This window comes from Romboutsia timonensis (assembly GCF_900106845.1).
Classification (GTDB): Bacteria; Bacillota; Clostridia; order Peptostreptococcales; family Peptostreptococcaceae; genus Romboutsia; species Romboutsia timonensis.
This window is the reverse complement of sequence record NZ_LT629865.1, coordinates 3,354-21,615: the sequence shown is the minus strand read 5'-3', so window position 1 is coordinate 21,615 and position 18,262 is coordinate 3,354. Positions and strand designations below refer to the sequence as shown.

Annotated in this window: 16 protein-coding genes, 4 pseudogenes and 1 other annotated feature; of the genes and pseudogenes, 18 read left to right on the top strand and 2 right to left on the bottom strand. The window is 28.7% G+C overall.

The genetic code is table 11. From position 1 onward, the window contains the following. Positions 1-136 precede the first annotated feature (136 nt). The 14 genes and pseudogenes from asrA (BN7997_RS14880) (at position 137) to BN7997_RS14815 (ending at position 11,576) form a co-directional block, all read left to right on the top strand. A complete protein-coding gene (gene asrA, locus BN7997_RS14880; RefSeq protein ID WP_071121596.1) occupies positions 137-1,147 on the top strand; it encodes an anaerobic sulfite reductase subunit AsrA in 1,011 nt (336 codons plus the stop codon). Then, positions 1,148-1,939 (top strand): anaerobic sulfite reductase subunit AsrB, encoded by a 792-nt coding sequence (gene asrB / locus BN7997_RS14875; RefSeq protein ID WP_071121594.1) that lies wholly within the window; start codon positions 1,148-1,150, stop codon positions 1,937-1,939. Between the two features lie 13 nt (positions 1,940-1,952). Further along, positions 1,953-2,255, top strand: a pseudogene (locus BN7997_RS14870) (sulfite reductase subunit C); the annotation flags it as partial. Between the two features lie 107 nt (positions 2,256-2,362). Further along, complete coding sequence (locus BN7997_RS14865; protein ID WP_071121597.1) at positions 2,363-3,028, top strand: Crp/Fnr family transcriptional regulator; 666 nt, start codon at positions 2,363-2,365, stop codon at positions 3,026-3,028. 144 nt (positions 3,029-3,172) lie between these two features. Then, complete coding sequence (asrA, locus tag BN7997_RS14860) at positions 3,173-4,183, top strand: anaerobic sulfite reductase subunit AsrA (protein WP_071121596.1); 1,011 nt, start codon at positions 3,173-3,175, stop codon at positions 4,181-4,183. 91 nt (positions 4,184-4,274) lie between these two features. Next, the gene (gene asrA, locus BN7997_RS14855; RefSeq protein ID WP_071121595.1) at positions 4,275-5,246 is read left to right on the top strand and encodes an anaerobic sulfite reductase subunit AsrA; all 972 of its coding nucleotides are present in this window, start codon (positions 4,275-4,277) and stop codon (positions 5,244-5,246) included. Further along, the gene (asrB, locus tag BN7997_RS14850) at positions 5,247-6,038 is read left to right on the top strand and encodes an anaerobic sulfite reductase subunit AsrB (RefSeq protein ID WP_071121594.1); all 792 of its coding nucleotides are present in this window, start codon (positions 5,247-5,249) and stop codon (positions 6,036-6,038) included. A 13-nt stretch (positions 6,039-6,051) separates the two neighbouring features. Next, positions 6,052-6,837 (top strand): annotated as a pseudogene (gene asrC, locus BN7997_RS14845) (sulfite reductase subunit C); the annotation flags it as partial. A gap of 4 nt (positions 6,838-6,841) precedes the next feature. Next, positions 6,842-7,570: pseudogene (asrB, locus tag BN7997_RS14840) on the top strand (anaerobic sulfite reductase subunit AsrB); the annotation flags it as partial. Positions 7,571-7,583: 13 nt separating this feature from the next. After that, the gene (asrC, locus tag BN7997_RS14835) at positions 7,584-8,552 is read left to right on the top strand and encodes a sulfite reductase subunit C (RefSeq protein ID WP_071121592.1); all 969 of its coding nucleotides are present in this window, start codon (positions 7,584-7,586) and stop codon (positions 8,550-8,552) included. Positions 8,553-8,572: 20 nt separating this feature from the next. Further along, positions 8,573-9,328 (top strand): formate/nitrite transporter family protein, encoded by a 756-nt coding sequence (locus BN7997_RS14830; protein ID WP_071121593.1) that lies wholly within the window; start codon positions 8,573-8,575, stop codon positions 9,326-9,328. Beyond that, a pseudogene (locus BN7997_RS16130) lies at positions 9,297-9,770 on the top strand (iron-sulfur cluster-binding protein); the annotation flags it as partial. The gene BN7997_RS14830 and the pseudogene BN7997_RS16130, both read left to right, overlap by 32 nt. Before the next feature lie 13 nt (positions 9,771-9,783). Next, a complete protein-coding gene (gene asrC / locus BN7997_RS14820) occupies positions 9,784-10,752 on the top strand; it encodes a sulfite reductase subunit C (RefSeq protein WP_071121592.1) in 969 nt (322 codons plus the stop codon). Positions 10,753-10,772: 20 nt separating this feature from the next. After that, positions 10,773-11,576 (top strand): formate/nitrite transporter family protein, encoded by an 804-nt coding sequence (locus BN7997_RS14815; RefSeq protein WP_071121591.1) that lies wholly within the window; start codon positions 10,773-10,775, stop codon positions 11,574-11,576. A gap of 97 nt (positions 11,577-11,673) precedes the next feature. On the opposite strand, the gene BN7997_RS14810 is transcribed toward BN7997_RS14815, so the two are convergent. After that, entirely contained in the window at positions 11,674-12,159 is a 486-nt protein-coding gene (locus BN7997_RS14810; RefSeq protein ID WP_143023256.1) for an EcsC family protein, read from the bottom strand. Between the two features lie 22 nt (positions 12,160-12,181). On the opposite strand from BN7997_RS14810, the gene BN7997_RS15500 reads away from it, so the two are divergent. Further along, positions 12,182-12,658, top strand: coding sequence for a formate/nitrite transporter family protein (locus BN7997_RS15500; RefSeq protein WP_143023255.1), 477 nt, complete (start codon positions 12,182-12,184; stop codon positions 12,656-12,658). Positions 12,659-12,755: 97 nt separating this feature from the next. Here the strand turns inward: BN7997_RS15500 and BN7997_RS14800 are convergent, their stop codons facing one another. Then, entirely contained in the window at positions 12,756-13,526 is a 771-nt protein-coding gene (locus BN7997_RS14800) for an EcsC family protein (RefSeq protein WP_071121590.1), read from the bottom strand. Positions 13,527-13,985: 459 nt separating this feature from the next. On the opposite strand from BN7997_RS14800, the gene BN7997_RS14795 reads away from it, so the two are divergent. From BN7997_RS14795 to BN7997_RS14785, 3 genes are all read left to right on the top strand, one after another. Beyond that, the gene (locus BN7997_RS14795) at positions 13,986-14,777 is read left to right on the top strand and encodes a PIG-L family deacetylase (protein WP_071121589.1); all 792 of its coding nucleotides are present in this window, start codon (positions 13,986-13,988) and stop codon (positions 14,775-14,777) included. 109 nt (positions 14,778-14,886) lie between these two features. Next, positions 14,887-15,139 (top strand) — a binding site (T-box leader). A 253-nt stretch (positions 15,140-15,392) separates the two neighbouring features. Then, a complete protein-coding gene (locus BN7997_RS14790; RefSeq protein ID WP_071121588.1) occupies positions 15,393-16,706 on the top strand; it encodes a Na+/H+ antiporter NhaC family protein in 1,314 nt (437 codons plus the stop codon). A gap of 306 nt (positions 16,707-17,012) precedes the next feature. Beyond that, the gene (locus tag BN7997_RS14785; RefSeq protein ID WP_071121587.1) at positions 17,013-18,062 is read left to right on the top strand and encodes an ABC transporter substrate-binding protein; all 1,050 of its coding nucleotides are present in this window, start codon (positions 17,013-17,015) and stop codon (positions 18,060-18,062) included. The last annotated feature ends 200 nt before the right edge of the window (positions 18,063-18,262 follow it).

The window sequence follows — 18,262 nt, the reverse complement described above, 5'->3', positions numbered from 1 at the left end:
TAAAACTAAGTACCTAAAATAAGGTACTTTTTGTTATATAAAAAGACAAAAATTTAACATAGTGTGATATTTATCACAGACTAAAAAGTTAATCAGATGTTAATATTTATTTAACAAATTCTAGGAGGGAGACAATATGAAGATTAAGTTAGATAAATCAAGCTTTAACCAGGGTTTAGAGAAGTTAAAGTCAGAGTATAAAATATTAGCACCTAAAACTACACCGTTCAAAGGAACGTTTTCTGATACAGATATAACAAAGTATGAAGAAATAAGAACTATAGAAGAAATAGAATTTAATAAAAAATCAAATTTCTCGGCAAAAGAAACAATCCTGCCAATAACTCAAGTGTTGTTTTACTTTACGGAAAAAGAATATAAAACAAGTGATATAGATGATAAAAAGCTTTTAGTATTTTTAAGAGCATGTGATTTAAATGGAGTAAAAAGAATAGATGAGATATACCTTAGAAATGGAATAGAAAGAGACTATTACTATGAAAGATTAAGAGAAAAAGTTAAATTTGTACTTATAGGATGTAAGGAAAGCTTTAGAAATTGCTTTTGTGTAAGTATGGATTCAAATAAAAGTGATAATTACTCAATGGCAATAAACTTAAGAGATGATGAAATATATTTAGATATAAAGGATAGTTCTTTAGATATATTTGAAGGAGAAGCTTGTGACTTTGAAGTTGATTATGTTAAAGAAAATATAATTAATTTAGAAGTTCCTGAAAATATTAACCCAGTAGAACTTTCAAAACATCCTATGTGGGATGAGTATGATGCTAGATGTATAGCATGTGGAAAATGTAACTTTGTCTGTCCAACATGTACATGCTTTACTATGCAAGATATATACTACAAAGAAAATGAAAACGTTGGAGAAAGAAGAAGAGTATGGGCATCATGTCAAGTTGATGGATATACAGATATGGCAGGAGGACATTCCTTCAGAAAAAAACAAGGGGAAAGAATGAGATATAAGGTCATGCATAAAATTCATGATTTTAATAAGAGATTTGGATATCAAATGTGTGTAGGTTGTGGAAGATGTGATGATGCATGTCCTCAATATATATCACTTTCAGAATGTATAGAAAAAGTAGCGGATGTAGTGTTAGTTAAAGAGGAGGCAAAATAAATGAATCAATATATACCAGTTGCAGCAAAAATAACAGATATAGTTAAACATACAGATATAGAATGGACATTTAGAGTAAGTTGTAAAACTGATGGAGTGCTTCCTGGAAAGTTTTATGAAATATCAATACCTAAATTTGGAGAAAGTCCTATATCAGTTTCAGGATACGGTAATGACTATATAGATTTCACAATAAGAAATGTAGGGAAGGTAACTAGTGAGTTGTTTAAATATAATATAGGAGATAATTTCTTTATAAGAGGACCTTATGGAAATGGTTTTGATGTTAGCTTATATGAAGAAAGAGATATAGTAGTTGTAGCAGGGGGGAGTGGATTAGCTCCTGTTAGAGGAATAATTGAATATTTTTATAATAACCCTAATAAATGCAAGAGTTTTAAGTTAATAGCAGGATTTAGATCTCTTGAAGATATATTATTTAAACCTGATATAAAAAGATGGAGTGAAAAGCTAGATGTACTAGTTACAGTGGATAAAGCTGATGAAGATTATAATGGTAATGTTGGATTAGTTACAAAGTATATACCAAATCTTAATATAGAAAATCTTGATAATATGTCTGCAATAGTTGTAGGACCTCCTATGATGATGAAGTTTACAGTTGAAGAATTCTTAAAAAGAGATATAGCTGAAAATAATATATGGGTTTCATATGAAAGAAAAATGTGCTGTGGTATTGGAAAATGTGGACACTGTAAGATGGATGACACTTATATATGTATAGATGGACCTGTGTTTGATTATTCTTATGCTAAAAATCTTATAGATTAGGAGGATACATGTTATGATAAGAGATTTAAATACTAAAAAAACTATGAAAAATGCTTATAGAATTACTAAAAATAAATATCAAACTTCTCTTAGAGTTAGAATACCAGGAGGATGTGTAGATCCTGAAAGTTTAATGATAGTATCTAAAATTGCTAGTGAATATGGTAATGGAGATATACACATAACAACTAGACAAGGATTTGAAATACTTGGTATAAAAATGGAAGATATGGGTGAGGTTAATAAATTAATACAACCAGTTATAGAAAAAATGGATATAAATCAAGGTGAAAAAAACTCTGGATATCCAGCNGCCATATGCAATAGTACCTATAGGATATAGTGAAGAAGAAAATGTATTTATAGATAGATTTGATAAATCTAAAATACATAGAAATTTATATAAAAAGTAAAGGTGTGCATATGAACAATATAGAGGTATTTAAGGATATAAAAGAAAGTAGTAAAATAGAGCTAAAAAAAATCCTTAAAGAAAGACAGCTTGCTAGAAAAGAAATATTATTTAATGAAAGAGATATAGTTGATAAAGTATATTTTTTAAAAACTGGAAAGATATCAATTTTTAAGATGAATGAAAATGGAGAAAGAAAAGTAATATTCATACTTAGAAATGGTGAAATGATAAATGAAGTAAGTTTTGATAAATCAAAAACTACTACAGTTTCTTGTGAAGCTTTTGAAAAGTCTATAATACTTGAATGTAGAGCAAAAGACTTTATTAAAGTTATGGAAGATGATTTTGCTTTAACTAAGAACATATTAGTTCATACTCAAAATACAAATAGAAGGTTATATAGACAGCTTAAAAACTCAATATCAATAAGGATTGACAAAAAGTTAGCAGCAAAGCTTTATAGAATTGGAAAAGAGTTTGGTGTATGTAATGGCGAATGGACATTATTAAATGTTAATTTAACAATTACATATATAGCAGATATGTTAGGTTGTAAAAGAGAAAGTTTATCAAGAGCAATGAAAATACTTCAAGATGAGAACTTAGTAAAAATAGAAGGTAAAAAAGTATATATAAAGAAAGATGAACTTTCAAGTTATTTTAAATCAACTTAATAATAAACTAAAACTAAGTACCTAAAATAAGGTACTTTTTGTTATATAAAAAGACAAAAATTTAACATAGTGTGATATTTATCACAGACTAAAAAGTTAATCAGATGTTAATATTTATTTAACAAATTCTAGGAGGGAGACAATATGAAGATTAAGTTAGATAAATCAAGCTTTAACCAGGGTTTAGAGAAGTTAAAGTCAGAGTATAAAATATTAGCACCTAAAACTACACCGTTCAAAGGAACGTTTTCTGATACAGATATAACAAAGTATGAAGAAATAAGAACTATAGAAGAAATAGAATTTAATAAAAAATCAAATTTCTCGGCAAAAGAAACAATCCTGCCAATAACTCAAGTGTTGTTTTACTTTACGGAAAAAGAATATAAAACAAGTGATATAGATGATAAAAAGCTTTTAGTATTTTTAAGAGCATGTGATTTAAATGGAGTAAAAAGAATAGATGAGATATACCTTAGAAATGGAATAGAAAGAGACTATTACTATGAAAGATTAAGAGAAAAAGTTAAATTTGTACTTATAGGATGTAAGGAAAGCTTTAGAAATTGCTTTTGTGTAAGTATGGATTCAAATAAAAGTGATAATTACTCAATGGCAATAAACTTAAGAGATGATGAAATATATTTAGATATAAAGGATAGTTCTTTAGATATATTTGAAGGAGAAGCTTGTGACTTTGAAGTTGATTATGTTAAAGAAAATATAATTAATTTAGAAGTTCCTGAAAATATTAACCCAGTAGAACTTTCAAAACATCCTATGTGGGATGAGTATGATGCTAGATGTATAGCATGTGGAAAATGTAACTTTGTCTGTCCAACATGTACATGCTTTACTATGCAAGATATATACTACAAAGAAAATGAAAACGTTGGAGAAAGAAGAAGAGTATGGGCATCATGTCAAGTTGATGGATATACAGATATGGCAGGAGGACATTCCTTCAGAAAAAAACAAGGGGAAAGAATGAGATATAAGGTCATGCATAAAATTCATGATTTTAATAAGAGATTTGGATATCAAATGTGTGTAGGTTGTGGAAGATGTGATGATGCATGTCCTCAATATATATCACTTTCAGAATGTATAGAAAAAGTAGCGGATGTAGTGTTAGTTAAAGAGGAGGCAAAATAAATGAATCAATATATACCAGTTGCAGCAAAAATAACAGATATAGTTAAACATACAGATATAGAATGGACATTTAGAGTAAGTTGTAAAACTGATGGAGTGCTTCCTGGAAAGTTTTATGAAATATCAATACCTAAATTTGGANTTCAAAGGAACGTTTTCTGATACAGATATAACAAAGTATGAAGAAATAAGAACTATAGAAGAAATAGAATTTAATAAAAAATCAAATTTCTCGGCAAAAGAAACAATCCTGCCAATAACTCAAGTGTTGTTTTACTTTACGGAAAAAGAATATAAAACAAGTGATATAGATGATAAAAAGCTTTTAGTATTTTTAAGAGCATGTGATTTAAATGGAGTAAAAAGAATAGATGAGATATACCTTAGAAATGGAATAGAAAGAGACTATTACTATGAAAGATTAAGAGAAAAAGTTAAATTTGTACTTATAGGATGTAAGGAAAGCTTTAGAAATTGCTTTTGTGTAAGTATGGATTCAAATAAAAGTGATAATTACTCAATGGCAATAAACTTAAGAGATGATGAAATATATTTAGATATAAAGGATAGTTCTTTAGATATATTTGAAGGAGAAGCTTGTGACTTTGAAGTTGATTATGTTAAAGAAAATATAATTAATTTAGAAGTTCCTGAAAATATTAACCCAGTAGAACTTTCAAAACATCCTATGTGGGATGAGTATGATGCTAGATGTATAGCATGTGGAAAATGTAACTTTGTCTGTCCAACATGTACATGCTTTACTATGCAAGATATATACTACAAAGAAAATGAAAACGTTGGAGAAAGAAGAAGAGTATGGGCATCATGTCAAGTTGATGGATATACAGATATGGCAGGAGGACATTCCTTCAGAAAAAAACAAGGGGAAAGAATGAGATATAAGGTCATGCATAAAATTCATGATTTTAATAAGAGATTTGGATATCAAATGTGTGTAGGTTGTGGAAGATGTGATGATGCATGTCCTCAATATATATCACTTTCAGAATGTATAGAAAAAGTAGCGGATGTAGTGTTAGTTAAAGAGGAGGCAAAATAAATGAATCAATATATACCAGTTGCAGCAAAAATAACAGATATAGTTAAACATACAGATATAGAATGGACATTTAGAGTAAGTTGTAAAACTGATGGAGTGCTTCCTGGAAAGTTTTATGAAATATCAATACCTAAATTTGGAGAAAGTCCTATATCAGTTTCAGGATACGGTAATGACTATATAGATTTCACAATAAGAAATGTAGGGAAGGTAACTAGTGAGTTGTTTAAATATAATATAGGAGATAATTTCTTTATAAGAGGACCTTATGGAAATGGTTTTGATGTTAGCTTATATGAAGAAAGAGATATAGTAGTTGTAGCAGGGGGGAGTGGATTAGCTCCTGTTAGAGGAATAATTGAATATTTTTATAATAACCCTAATAAATGCAAGAGTTTTAAGTTAATAGCAGGATTTAGATCTCTTGAAGATATATTATTTAAACCTGATATAAAAAGATGGAGTGAAAAGCTAGATGTACTAGTTACAGTGGATAAAGCTGATGAAGATTATAATGGTAATGTTGGATTAGTTACAAAGTATATACCAAATCTTAATATAGAAAATCTTGATAATATGTCTGCAATAGTTGTAGGACCTCCTATGATGATGAAGTTTACAGTTGAAGAATTCTTAAAAAGAGATATAGCTGAAAATAATATATGGGTTTCATATGAAAGAAAAATGTGCTGTGGTATTGGAAAATGTGGACACTGTAAGATGGATGACACTTATATATGTATAGATGGACCTGTGTTTGATTATTCTTATGCTAAAAATCTTATAGATTAGGAGGATACATGTTATGATAAGAGATTTAAATACTAAAAAAACTATGAAAAATGCTTATAGAATTACTAAAAATAAATATCAAACTTCTCTTAGAGTTAGAATACCAGGAGGATGTGTAGATCCTGAAAGTTTAATGATAGTATCTAAAATTGCTAGTGAATATGGTAATGGAGATATACACATAACAACTAGACAAGGATTTGAAATACTTGGTATAAAAATGGAAGATATGGGTGAGGTTAATAAATTAATACAACCAGTTATAGAAAAAATGGATATAAATCAAGGTGAAAAAAACTCTGGATATCCAGCGGCAGGAACTAGAAATATATGTGCTTGTATAGGTAATAAAGTCTGTCCAAAGGCTCAATATAATACAACAGAATTTGCAAAGAAAATAGAAAAAGCAGTATTCCCAAATGATCTACATTTTAAAATAGCATTAACGGGATGTCCAAATGACTGTATAAAGGCAAGAACTCATGACTTTGGAATAATAGGTATGACACTTCCTTTATATGAAAGAGATAGATGTGTATCTTGTGGAGCGTGTGTTAAAAAGTGTAAAAGGTTATCAACAGGAGCACTTAAAATGGAAAACTACAAAATAGTAAGAGATCATGATAAGTGTATAGGATGTGGGGAATGTGTTCTTAACTGTCCAACTAGTGCATGGACTAGAGATGATAAAAAATATTATAGACTTGCTATAATGGGTAGAACTGGTAAGAAAAATCCAAGACTAGCAGAAGATTTTTTAATTTGGGCAGATGAAGAATCTATAATTAAGATAATACTTANAATGGACATTTAGAGTAAGTTGTAAAACTGATGGAGTGCTTCCTGGAAAGTTTTATGAAATATCAATACCTAAATTTGGAGAAAGTCCTATATCAGTTTCAGGATACGGTAATGACTATATAGATTTCACAATAAGAAATGTAGGGAAGGTAACTAGTGAGTTGTTTAAATATAATATAGGAGATAATTTCTTTATAAGAGGACCTTATGGAAATGGTTTTGATGTTAGCTTATATGAAGAAAGAGATATAGTAGTTGTAGCAGGGGGGAGTGGATTAGCTCCTGTTAGAGGAATAATTGAATATTTTTATAATAACCCTAATAAATGCAAGAGTTTTAAGTTAATAGCAGGATTTAGATCTCTTGAAGATATATTATTTAAACCTGATATAAAAAGATGGAGTGAAAAGCTAGATGTACTAGTTACAGTGGATAAAGCTGATGAAGATTATAATGGTAATGTTGGATTAGTTACAAAGTATATACCAAATCTTAATATAGAAAATCTTGATAATATGTCTGCAATAGTTGTAGGACCTCCTATGATGATGAAGTTTACAGTTGAAGAATTCTTAAAAAGAGATATAGCTGAAAATAATATATGGGTTTCATATGAAAGAAAAATGTGCTGTGGTATTGGAAAATGTGGACACTGTAAGATGGATGACACTTATATATGTATAGATGGACCTGTGTTTGATTATTCTTATGCTAAAAATCTTATAGATTAGGAGGATACATGTTATGATAAGAGATTTAAATACTAAAAAAACTATGAAAAATGCTTATAGAATTACTAAAAATAAATATCAAACTTCTCTTAGAGTTAGAATACCAGGAGGATGTGTAGATCCTGAAAGTTTAATGATAGTATCTAAAATTGCTAGTGAATATGGTAATGGAGATATACACATAACAACTAGACAAGGATTTGAAATACTTGGTATAAAAATGGAAGATATGGGTGAGGTTAATAAATTAATACAACCAGTTATAGAAAAAATGGATATAAATCAAGGTGAAAAAAACTCTGGATATCCAGCGGCAGGAACTAGAAATATATGTGCTTGTATAGGTAATAAAGTCTGTCCAAAGGCTCAATATAATACAACAGAATTTGCAAAGAAAATAGAAAAAGCAGTATTCCCAAATGATCTACATTTTAAAATAGCATTAACGGGATGTCCAAATGACTGTATAAAGGCAAGAACTCATGACTTTGGAATAATAGGTATGACACTTCCTTTATATGAAAGAGATAGATGTGTATCTTGTGGAGCGTGTGTTAAAAAGTGTAAAAGGTTATCAACAGGAGCACTTAAAATGGAAAACTACAAAATAGTAAGAGATCATGATAAGTGTATAGGATGTGGGGAATGTGTTCTTAACTGTCCAACTAGTGCATGGACTAGAGATGATAAAAAATATTATAGACTTGCTATAATGGGTAGAACTGGTAAGAAAAATCCAAGACTAGCAGAAGATTTTTTAATTTGGGCAGATGAAGAATCTATAATTAAGATAATACTTAATACTTATAAATATGTTAATGAATATATAGATAAAAATGCCCCAGGAGGAAAAGAACATATAGGTTATATTGTTGATAGAACTGGATTTATGGAATTTAAAAAGTGGGCACTTGAAGGTGTTGAGTTAGATGATATAGTTAAGGTTAGTGAAAATATATACTGGAGTGGTATAAGATATTAATATAAATTAGGGGGTATATTATGCATAACGAAACTTTAGAAAAATTAACTAATGCTGCGAAAAATAAGATTAACATGCTAAATAATAGTAAATTAAAATATTTAGTATCATCTGCTTTTGCAGGATTATACGTAGGACTTGGAATAATATTAATATTTACAGTTGGAGGACTTTTAAGTGCAGCTGATTCTCCTATGACTAAAATAATGATGGGACTATCTTTTGCAGTAGCACTATGTTTAGTTGTTATGACAGGGAGTGAATTATTCACAGGTAATAATATGGTAATGAGTGCTGGAATGTTAAATAAAGGTGTAAGTGGTAAGAGTGTAGCTAAGGTTTGGATGTATAGTTATATAGGAAATTTATTAGGTTCACTTTTAGTTGCAGCATTTTTCGTAGGAAGTGGATTAGTTGATAAAGGTCCTGTAATGGAGTTTTTTGCTACAACATCAATAGCAAAAGCTTCAGCACCAGCAATGCATCTTTTCTTTAGAGGAGTTTTATGTAATATATTAGTTTGTGTTGCAGTGCTTTGTTCCTTTAGAACTAGTGATGATAGTGCCAAGTTGATAATGATATTCTTATGTTTATTTACATTTATAACTAGTGGATTTGAACATAGTATAGCTAATATGACTATATTTGGAGTTGTGTTATTTTCAAAAGCTATAGCTGGAGCTACTTTAGGAGGAGCTATATACAACTTAGCTATAGTAACACTTGGAAATATGGTAGGAGGAGCTANCAGGGGGGAGTGGATTAGCTCCTGTTAGAGGAATAATTGAATATTTTTATAATAACCCTAATAAATGCAAGAGTTTTAAGTTAATAGCAGGATTTAGATCTCTTGAAGATATATTATTTAAACCTGATATAAAAAGATGGAGTGAAAAGCTAGATGTACTAGTTACAGTGGATAAAGCTGATGAAGATTATAATGGTAATGTTGGATTAGTTACAAAGTATATACCAAATCTTAATATAGAAAATCTTGATAATATGTCTGCAATAGTTGTAGGACCTCCTATGATGATGAAGTTTACAGTTGAAGAATTCTTAAAAAGAGATATAGCTGAAAATAATATATGGGTTTCATATGAAAGAAAAATGTGCTGTGGTATTGGAAAATGTGGACACTGTAAGATGGATGACACTTATATATGTATAGATGGACCTGTGTTTGATTATTCTTATGCTAAAAATCTTATAGATTAGGAGGATACATGTTATGATAAGAGATTTAAATACTAAAAAAACTATGAAAAATGCTTATAGAATTACTAAAAATAAATATCAAACTTCTCTTAGAGTTAGAATACCAGGAGGATGTGTAGATCCTGAAAGTTTAATGATAGTATCTAAAATTGCTAGTGAATATGGTAATGGAGATATACACATAACAACTAGACAAGGATTTGAAATACTTGGTATAAAAATGGAAGATATGGGTGAGGTTAATAAATTAATACAACCAGTTATAGAAAAAATGGATATAAATCAAGGTGAAAAAAACTCTGGATATCCAGCGGCAGGAACTAGAAATATATGTGCTTGTATAGGTAATAAAGTCTGTCCAAAGGCTCAATATAATACAACAGAATTTGCAAAGAAAATAGAAAAAGCAGTATTCCCAAATGATCTACATTTTAAAATAGCATTAACGGGATGTCCAAATGACTGTATAAAGGCAAGAACTCATGACTTTGGAATAATAGGTATGACACTTCCTTTATATGAAAGAGATAGATGTGTATCTTGTGGAGCGTGTGTTAAAAAGTGTAAAAGGTTATCAACAGGAGCACTTAAAATGGAAAACTACAAAATAGTAAGAGATCATGATAAGTGTATAGGATGTGGGGAATGTGTTCTTAACTGTCCAACTAGTGCATGGACTAGAGATGATAAAAAATATTATAGACTTGCTATAATGGGTAGAACTGGTAAGAAAAATCCAAGACTAGCAGAAGATTTTTTAATTTGGGCAGATGAAGAATCTATAATTAAGATAATACTTAATACTTATAAATATGTTAATGAATATATAGATAAAAATGCCCCAGGAGGAAAAGAACATATAGGTTATATTGTTGATAGAACTGGATTTATGGAATTTAAAAAGTGGGCACTTGAAGGTGTTGAGTTAGATGATATAGTTAAGGTTAGTGAAAATATATACTGGAGTGGTATAAGATATTAATATAAATTAGGGGGTATATTATGCATAACGAAACTTTAGAAAAATTAACTAATGCTGCGAAAAATAAGATTAACATGCTAAATAATAGTAAATTAAAATATTTAGTATCATCTGCTTTTGCAGGATTATACGTAGGACTTGGAATAATATTAATATTTACAGTTGGAGGACTTTTAAGTGCAGCTGATTCTCCTATGACTAAAATAATGATGGGACTATCTTTTGCAGTAGCACTATGTTTAGTTGTTATGACAGGGAGTGAATTATTCACAGGTAATAATATGGTAATGAGTGCTGGAATGTTAAATAAAGGTGTAAGTGGTAAGAGTGTAGCTAAGGTTTGGATGTATAGTTATATAGGAAATTTATTAGGTTCACTTTTAGTTGCAGCATTTTTCGTAGGAAGTGGATTAGTTGATAAAGGTCCTGTAATGGAGTTTTTTGCTACAACATCAATAGCAAAAGCTTCAGCACCAGCAATGCATCTTTTCTTTAGAGGAGTTTTATGTAATATATTAGTTTGTGTTGCAGTGCTTTGTTCCTTTAGAACTAGTGATGATAGTGCCAAGTTGATAATGATATTCTTATGTTTATTTACATTTATAACTAGTGGATTTGAACATAGTATAGCTAATATGACTATATTTGGAGTTGTGTTATTTTCAAAAGCTATAGCTGGAGCTACTTTAGGAGGAGCTATATACAACTTAGCTATAGTAACACTTGGAAATATGGTAGGAGGAGCTATAGTTATGGGTATTGGGGTTTATATACTTGGAAGTGAAAAAGGTAAAGTTAATTCTTTAAATAATAAAGCTATATAATAAATTAATAAGCTATCTAAAATGTATGCAAAAAGTTTTAAATTATGCTACATTTTGGATAGCTTTTTATAATACTCATAAGTTATAGTAATATATTTTACTTTATAAATATCTTGCTAAACCATCTAGTTTTTTTAGTAACACAAACCTCATCAGATAAAATCCTCATTCTATAAGCATACATAGCATATTCACCAAGTTTATCAACTAACTTATTATTAACATAAGCCCCAACAAAAGCACCAATACCAGGAACAAGTTGTAAAAGTTTAGCTAAATCTATATAATCTCGGTATTCTTGTTGAAAACTTCGCCAATCTAAATCGTTTATATCATCAGATAAAGTATCTTTATATTCATCCCAATTTTCTATTTTAGCAAAAATCTTATTAACATGATCTTGGCTAGAAAAAGCTAACTGAAAAATATTTAATATATACATCCTTTCTCTATAGTCTTTAACATCAAATCCATAAATGCTAGCAAGCTCATAAAGAAGCTTAATTTTTATACCAAGTAAAAGTGGCAAATCAGTAAGACCAATTAATATACCTCCAGCTCCAGTACCTGCTCCTTCAATCATAGCAGTATTTTTATAAGTTTTTATTTTATCTAATGCTAAANTATTAGGTTCACTTTTAGTTGCAGCATTTTTCGTAGGAAGTGGATTAGTTGATAAAGGTCCTGTAATGGAGTTTTTTGCTACAACATCAATAGCAAAAGCTTCAGCACCAGCAATGCATCTTTTCTTTAGAGGAGTTTTATGTAATATATTAGTTTGTGTTGCAGTGCTTTGTTCCTTTAGAACTAGTGATGATAGTGCCAAGTTGATAATGATATTCTTATGTTTATTTACATTTATAACTAGTGGATTTGAACATAGTATAGCTAATATGACTATATTTGGAGTTGTGTTATTTTCAAAAGCTATAGCTGGAGCTACTTTAGGAGGAGCTATATACAACTTAGCTATAGTAACACTTGGAAATATGGTAGGAGGAGCTATAGTTATGGGTATTGGGGTTTATATACTTGGAAGTGAAAAAGGTAAAGTTAATTCTTTAAATAATAAAGCTATATAATAAATTAATAAGCTATCTAAAATGTATGCAAAAAGTTTTAAATTATGCTACATTTTGGATAGCTTTTTATAATACTCATAAGTTATAGTAATATATTTTACTTTATAAATATCTTGCTAAACCATCTAGTTTTTTTAGTAACACAAACCTCATCAGATAAAATCCTCATTCTATAAGCATACATAGCATATTCACCAAGTTTATCAACTAACTTATTATTAACATAAGCCCCAACAAAAGCACCAATACCAGGAACAAGTTGTAAAAGTTTAGCTAAATCTATATAATCTCGGTATTCTTGTTGAAAACTTCGCCAATCTAAATCGTTTATATCATCAGATAAAGTATCTTTATATTCATCCCAATTTTCTATTTTAGCAAAAATCTTATTAACATGATCTTGGCTAGAAAAAGCTAACTGAAAAATATTTAATATATACATCCTTTCTCTATAGTCTTTAACATCAAATCCATAAATGCTAGCAAGCTCATAAAGAAGCTTAATTTTTATACCAAGTAAAAGTGGCAAATCAGTAAGACCAATTAATATACCTCCAGCTCCAGTACCTGCTCCTTCAATCATAGCAGTATTTTTATAAGTTTTTATTTTATCTAATGCTAAATCATCTCTTTCCTTTAAAGTAAGTCCTATTAATGGCTTTTTAGTAGTATACTTAGATCCGAATAAAACAACTTTAGTCATATTTTTTATAGCAGAAGTAATTATATTATGATAATTATCTGGTAGTATAGAATTGAATTTATTTTGAACTCCTTTTGAAGCTTTATTTAAAAGAGAAGGCTTTTTTCTCATTTTTTCTTTCCATATTTCTAGCTCTTTTAATTTTGTATAATTGTAATCTTCCATTTGATCTCCTATTAAAAATTAATTTACTTACTATAATAATATCATACGCGAAAATAAATTTTTAGCTATCAAAATAAAAAATATATGAAGCATCCATAATTTTAATATTATATATGAATAGATAAAAATATTTTATTAGTAATAATACTTTGTATAGATAGCCTTAATCTAAAATGGTTTAGGAGTAAATGTATTAATTTAAGTTATAATGAAATTTATAAATTTTCTGAAAAATATATTGACAGTATATACTAAAGAATATATTATGTAAATATCGACAATAAGTTAGTTAAAACGTCATAAAAATGAATTTTAAGAATGTTTTTTATAGAAAGTTTTTATTTTAAAATTTAAATTATATATAATATTTTAAATTTAAATTACATATAATAATAGATAAAATATTTTATTAATAATAATACTATGACAAATAGGGTTGGACAGTAAGGTGAATGTATTATGAAACAAAAAAGTGTAATTATAAAGAGTATAATCATAATTTTTTCAATTGTATTATTAGCACAAGTATATACTCACAAAAAAACAAATTTAACTGGTGAAATTTACAATAGAGAATTTAATCAAAATGTTGTATTTTATCCTCAACATCAAGATGATGAAGTTTTATGGGGTGGAAGTGCCATATTAAGAGCAATTGAAACATGTGGTAAAGATAATGTATATGTAGTGTTAGTATCGGATGGTTTAGGAGTTAATGTATTTAAAGATGAAGCATATAAAAATATGACTAAAGAACAAAAAAAAGAAATAAGGGATAAAGAATTTAAGGCAGCTCTTAGACAGTTAGGTGTAAAAGAAAAAAATATAATACTACTATCAGATATAGATAAAGACAGTAAGAATAGGTTTGAATTAATGAAAAAAATCATACTAGAATTTGAAAATAATCTTAAAAATGTAACACATATATCACACCACTACGAGTATGATGATCATCCTATGCATATAAAAAATGGACAAGTTTTAAAAAATCTTAAAGACGAAGGTAAGGTAAAAGATGTACTTTATTTTATGAAACCTCAATATGTAAAATTTATACCGGAAAAAAATAGAGTAATATACCAAGTAAATGATATGTCCGAATATAATAAGGTAAAAAAAGCTTGTTATGAATATAAAATAGTTGATATTGAAAATGGTAGGCATGGAGTTGGATATATATCTGCACATAGTTATTTTGATAACTTATTAAAGTCTCCTAATCTTGAATCAATATTAAGTGATAAATAAGATTAATATTATTATTTAAACTATAATGAAATTTATAAATTTTCTGAAAAAAATATATTGACAGGATATACTAAAAAGTATATTATATAAGTATAAACAACAAGTTAATTGAAATGCTATGAAAAGGAAAGTAACTTTAAGAATACTTTTACAGAGAGCTTCTATTGGTGAGAAGGAGCAAAGGATATTAAAGTAAAAATGGCCTTGGAGCGGTGTACCGAGATCTTTTGATTTAGGCTACAACGGGTTCACCCGTTACAGTGATAAAGTATAACCAAAATTTGGCGTACTTGATGAGGTTTGTATTGTGAGATATAAATAAATTAGGATGGTAACACGAAGTTAACACTCTCGTTCCTAAGACTTAGTTCTTAGGGTCGAGAGTTTTTTTATACTTAAATTTATCCAGATTAATAATATCAAAAAGCTATATCTGTTAACGTGATAAGATGCGCGCGACCTTACACTTTAATAGGATTAAAAAGTGATATTTAAAACTAGAAACAGTACAAAAGAGTATATAAATATTGGTTAGATTAGACTTTATAAAATTTTAAAATTAAAAATGAAATTATAAATTAATTTAATAAAAAATAAGATGAAAGGGGAATTAATATGAAAACAGAAATAAAAAAAGGAAATCCACTAGCCTTATTACCATTAGGAGTATTTTTAGTATTATTCGTAGGAAGTGGATTAATAACAGGTGATTTTTATAAAATGCCATCATTAGTAGCATTTTTAATCGCAGGAGGAGTAGCATTATTATTTAATAGGAAAGTAAGTTTAGAAGAAAAAATGAATATATTCTGCAAAGGAGCAGGAGACTCTAATATAATTTTAATGGTTATAATATTTTTACTTGCAGGAGCATTTTCAAGTGTAGCTAAAGCAATGGGAGGAGTAGACTCAACTGTAAACTTAAGTTTATCTATACTTCCATCAAATCTTTTAGTAACTGGGTTATTTATAATAGGATGCTTTATATCTGTATCAATGGGAACTTCAGTAGGGACAATAGCAGCACTTGCTCCTATAGGACTAGGAATATCAGAAAAAACAGGAATACCAGTAGCATTAGTAATGGGAGCTGTTGTAGGTGGTGCAATGTTTGGAGATAACTTATCTATGATATCAGATACAACAATAGCGGCAGTTAGAACTCAAGGTTGTGAACTTAAAGATAAATTTAAAGTTAATTTCTTAATAGTTTTACCAGCAGCAATAATTACAGCAATATTATTAACAGTAGTAACATCAGGATATTCTACTACATTAAATGATAATTATAATTATGAATTAATAAAAGTGTTACCATATCTTTTAGTATTAGTAGGAGCTTTATGTGGAGTAAATGTATTTGCTTTACTTGGAAGTGGGATAATATTTGCAAGTATAGTAGGTCTTTTAACTAATTCTTTTGATATATTTGGACTTATAGAAGCTATATCAGGTGGTATTTCTGGTATGTATGAATTAAGTTTACTAGCTATAACAATTGGTGGAGTTGTTTCACTTATAAAATTCAATGGTGGAATAGACTATGTATTATACTTTATAACTAGTAAAATAAATAGTAAAAAAGGTGCTGAATTTGGAATAGCGGCATTAGTTAGTGTTATAGATTTATGTACAGCAAACAATACTATAGCAATAGTTGCAGCAGGACCATTAGCTAAAGATATTGCAGATAAGTATGATATAGATAAGAGAAAGACTGCAAGTATACTTGATATATTCTCATCTTGTTGGCAAGGTATAATACCATATGGAGCTCAGTTATTAACTGCAGCCGGTGTAGCAGCTATATCGCCAGTAGAAATTATACCATTCCTTTATTATCCAGGATTAATGTTTATATGTGGAATACTATCAATTACATTCTCTAATGTACTATTAAAAAATATAAAATCAAATGAAGTAGCATAAATAAAAAAGGTGGTATCAAATGATATCATCTTTTTGCGTATAAGGAAATTATATCATAAATATATTTATGGATAACCTATGAATATAAGTAATATCAATAACTTTATAAATGTAAAATGACATTTTTGAGCAACGGATGTATCCGTAGCGGTAGCAAGGATATATCGTTGGCGAAATGAGCGAAGCGAATTTTTTGTTAGTAGAAAAATACTTTTAAGGTACTATTATCAAATAAATTCTAGTAACAATTTTAGAAAAAGAACAATAATATATACTATCTTATTAAATTTCAAGGGGGATTTTCTCATGTTTAAGAAATTTATTACAGTAGCAAGCTCCTTAGCATTAAGTGCAATGTGTCTTACTGGATGTAACCAAACAACTACAGATAAGGAAGCTAAAAAAACTTTAGATAAGGTAACTATAGCAGAAGTTACTCATTCAGTTTTTTATGCACCACAGTATGCTGCTGTTACTAAAGGATTCTTTGAAGAAGAAGGTATTGAAGTTGATATAATAAACACTTCAGGTGCAGATAAAACTATGGCTGCATTAATTTCAGGTGAAGCTCAAGTAGGACTTATGGGACCAGAGGCTTCTATATATGTATACAATCAAGGTAATGAAAACTATGCAGTAAACTTTGCACAACTTACTAAAACGGACGGAAGTTTTATAGTTGCTAGAGAAGAAATGCCAAACTTTACTCTTGAAGATTTAAAAGGTAAAGATATATTAGGTGGAAGAAAAGGTGGAGTACCTTTAATGACATTAGAATATGTATTAAAGAAAAATGGTTTAACTATAGGTACAAATAAAGAAGCAGGAGAAGTTAATGTAAGAACAGATGTACAATTTGGAGTAATGGCTGGAGCATTTGCAGGTGGAGAAGGAGACTTTACTACAGTATTTGAACCTACAGGAACTCAAATGGAAGAAGAAGGCACAGGATATATAGTTGCGTCAGTAGGAGAATTATCAAGAGAAGTAGCAGGAGATGTTCCTTATACTGCATATTCTACAACTAAAGAATTTATGGCTGACAATGAAGATTTAATACAAAGATTTACTAATGCATTATACAAAGGTCAACAATGGTGTAAAACAGCTTCAAGTGAAGAAATCGCACAAGCTATGCAACCTTTCTTTAATGACTTATCACTAAATGATTTAATAAGTGTTGTTGATAGATATAAAGAAGTAGATGCTTGGTGTGATAATCCTTTATTTACAGAAGAAAGTTTAAATGCTTTAGTTGAAATAATGGAAGAAGCTGGTGAATTAGATAAAGCACCTGTTTATAATGATATAGTAAATACTGACTTTGCAAATAAAGCTATGGAAAATGTTAAGTAAACTAAAATTTATATAAATATTTATGAAAAAGGATTTATCATATTTGATACAATCCTTTTTCTATTATTATAGATTTTGATACATAATATCATTATCAATTAATATAGATAAATGATAATGATATTACTAAACTTTAAAATAATTTTATATTATTTAATTATCAATTGATAATTATCTTGCATAAATTGGAGGCATAAAAA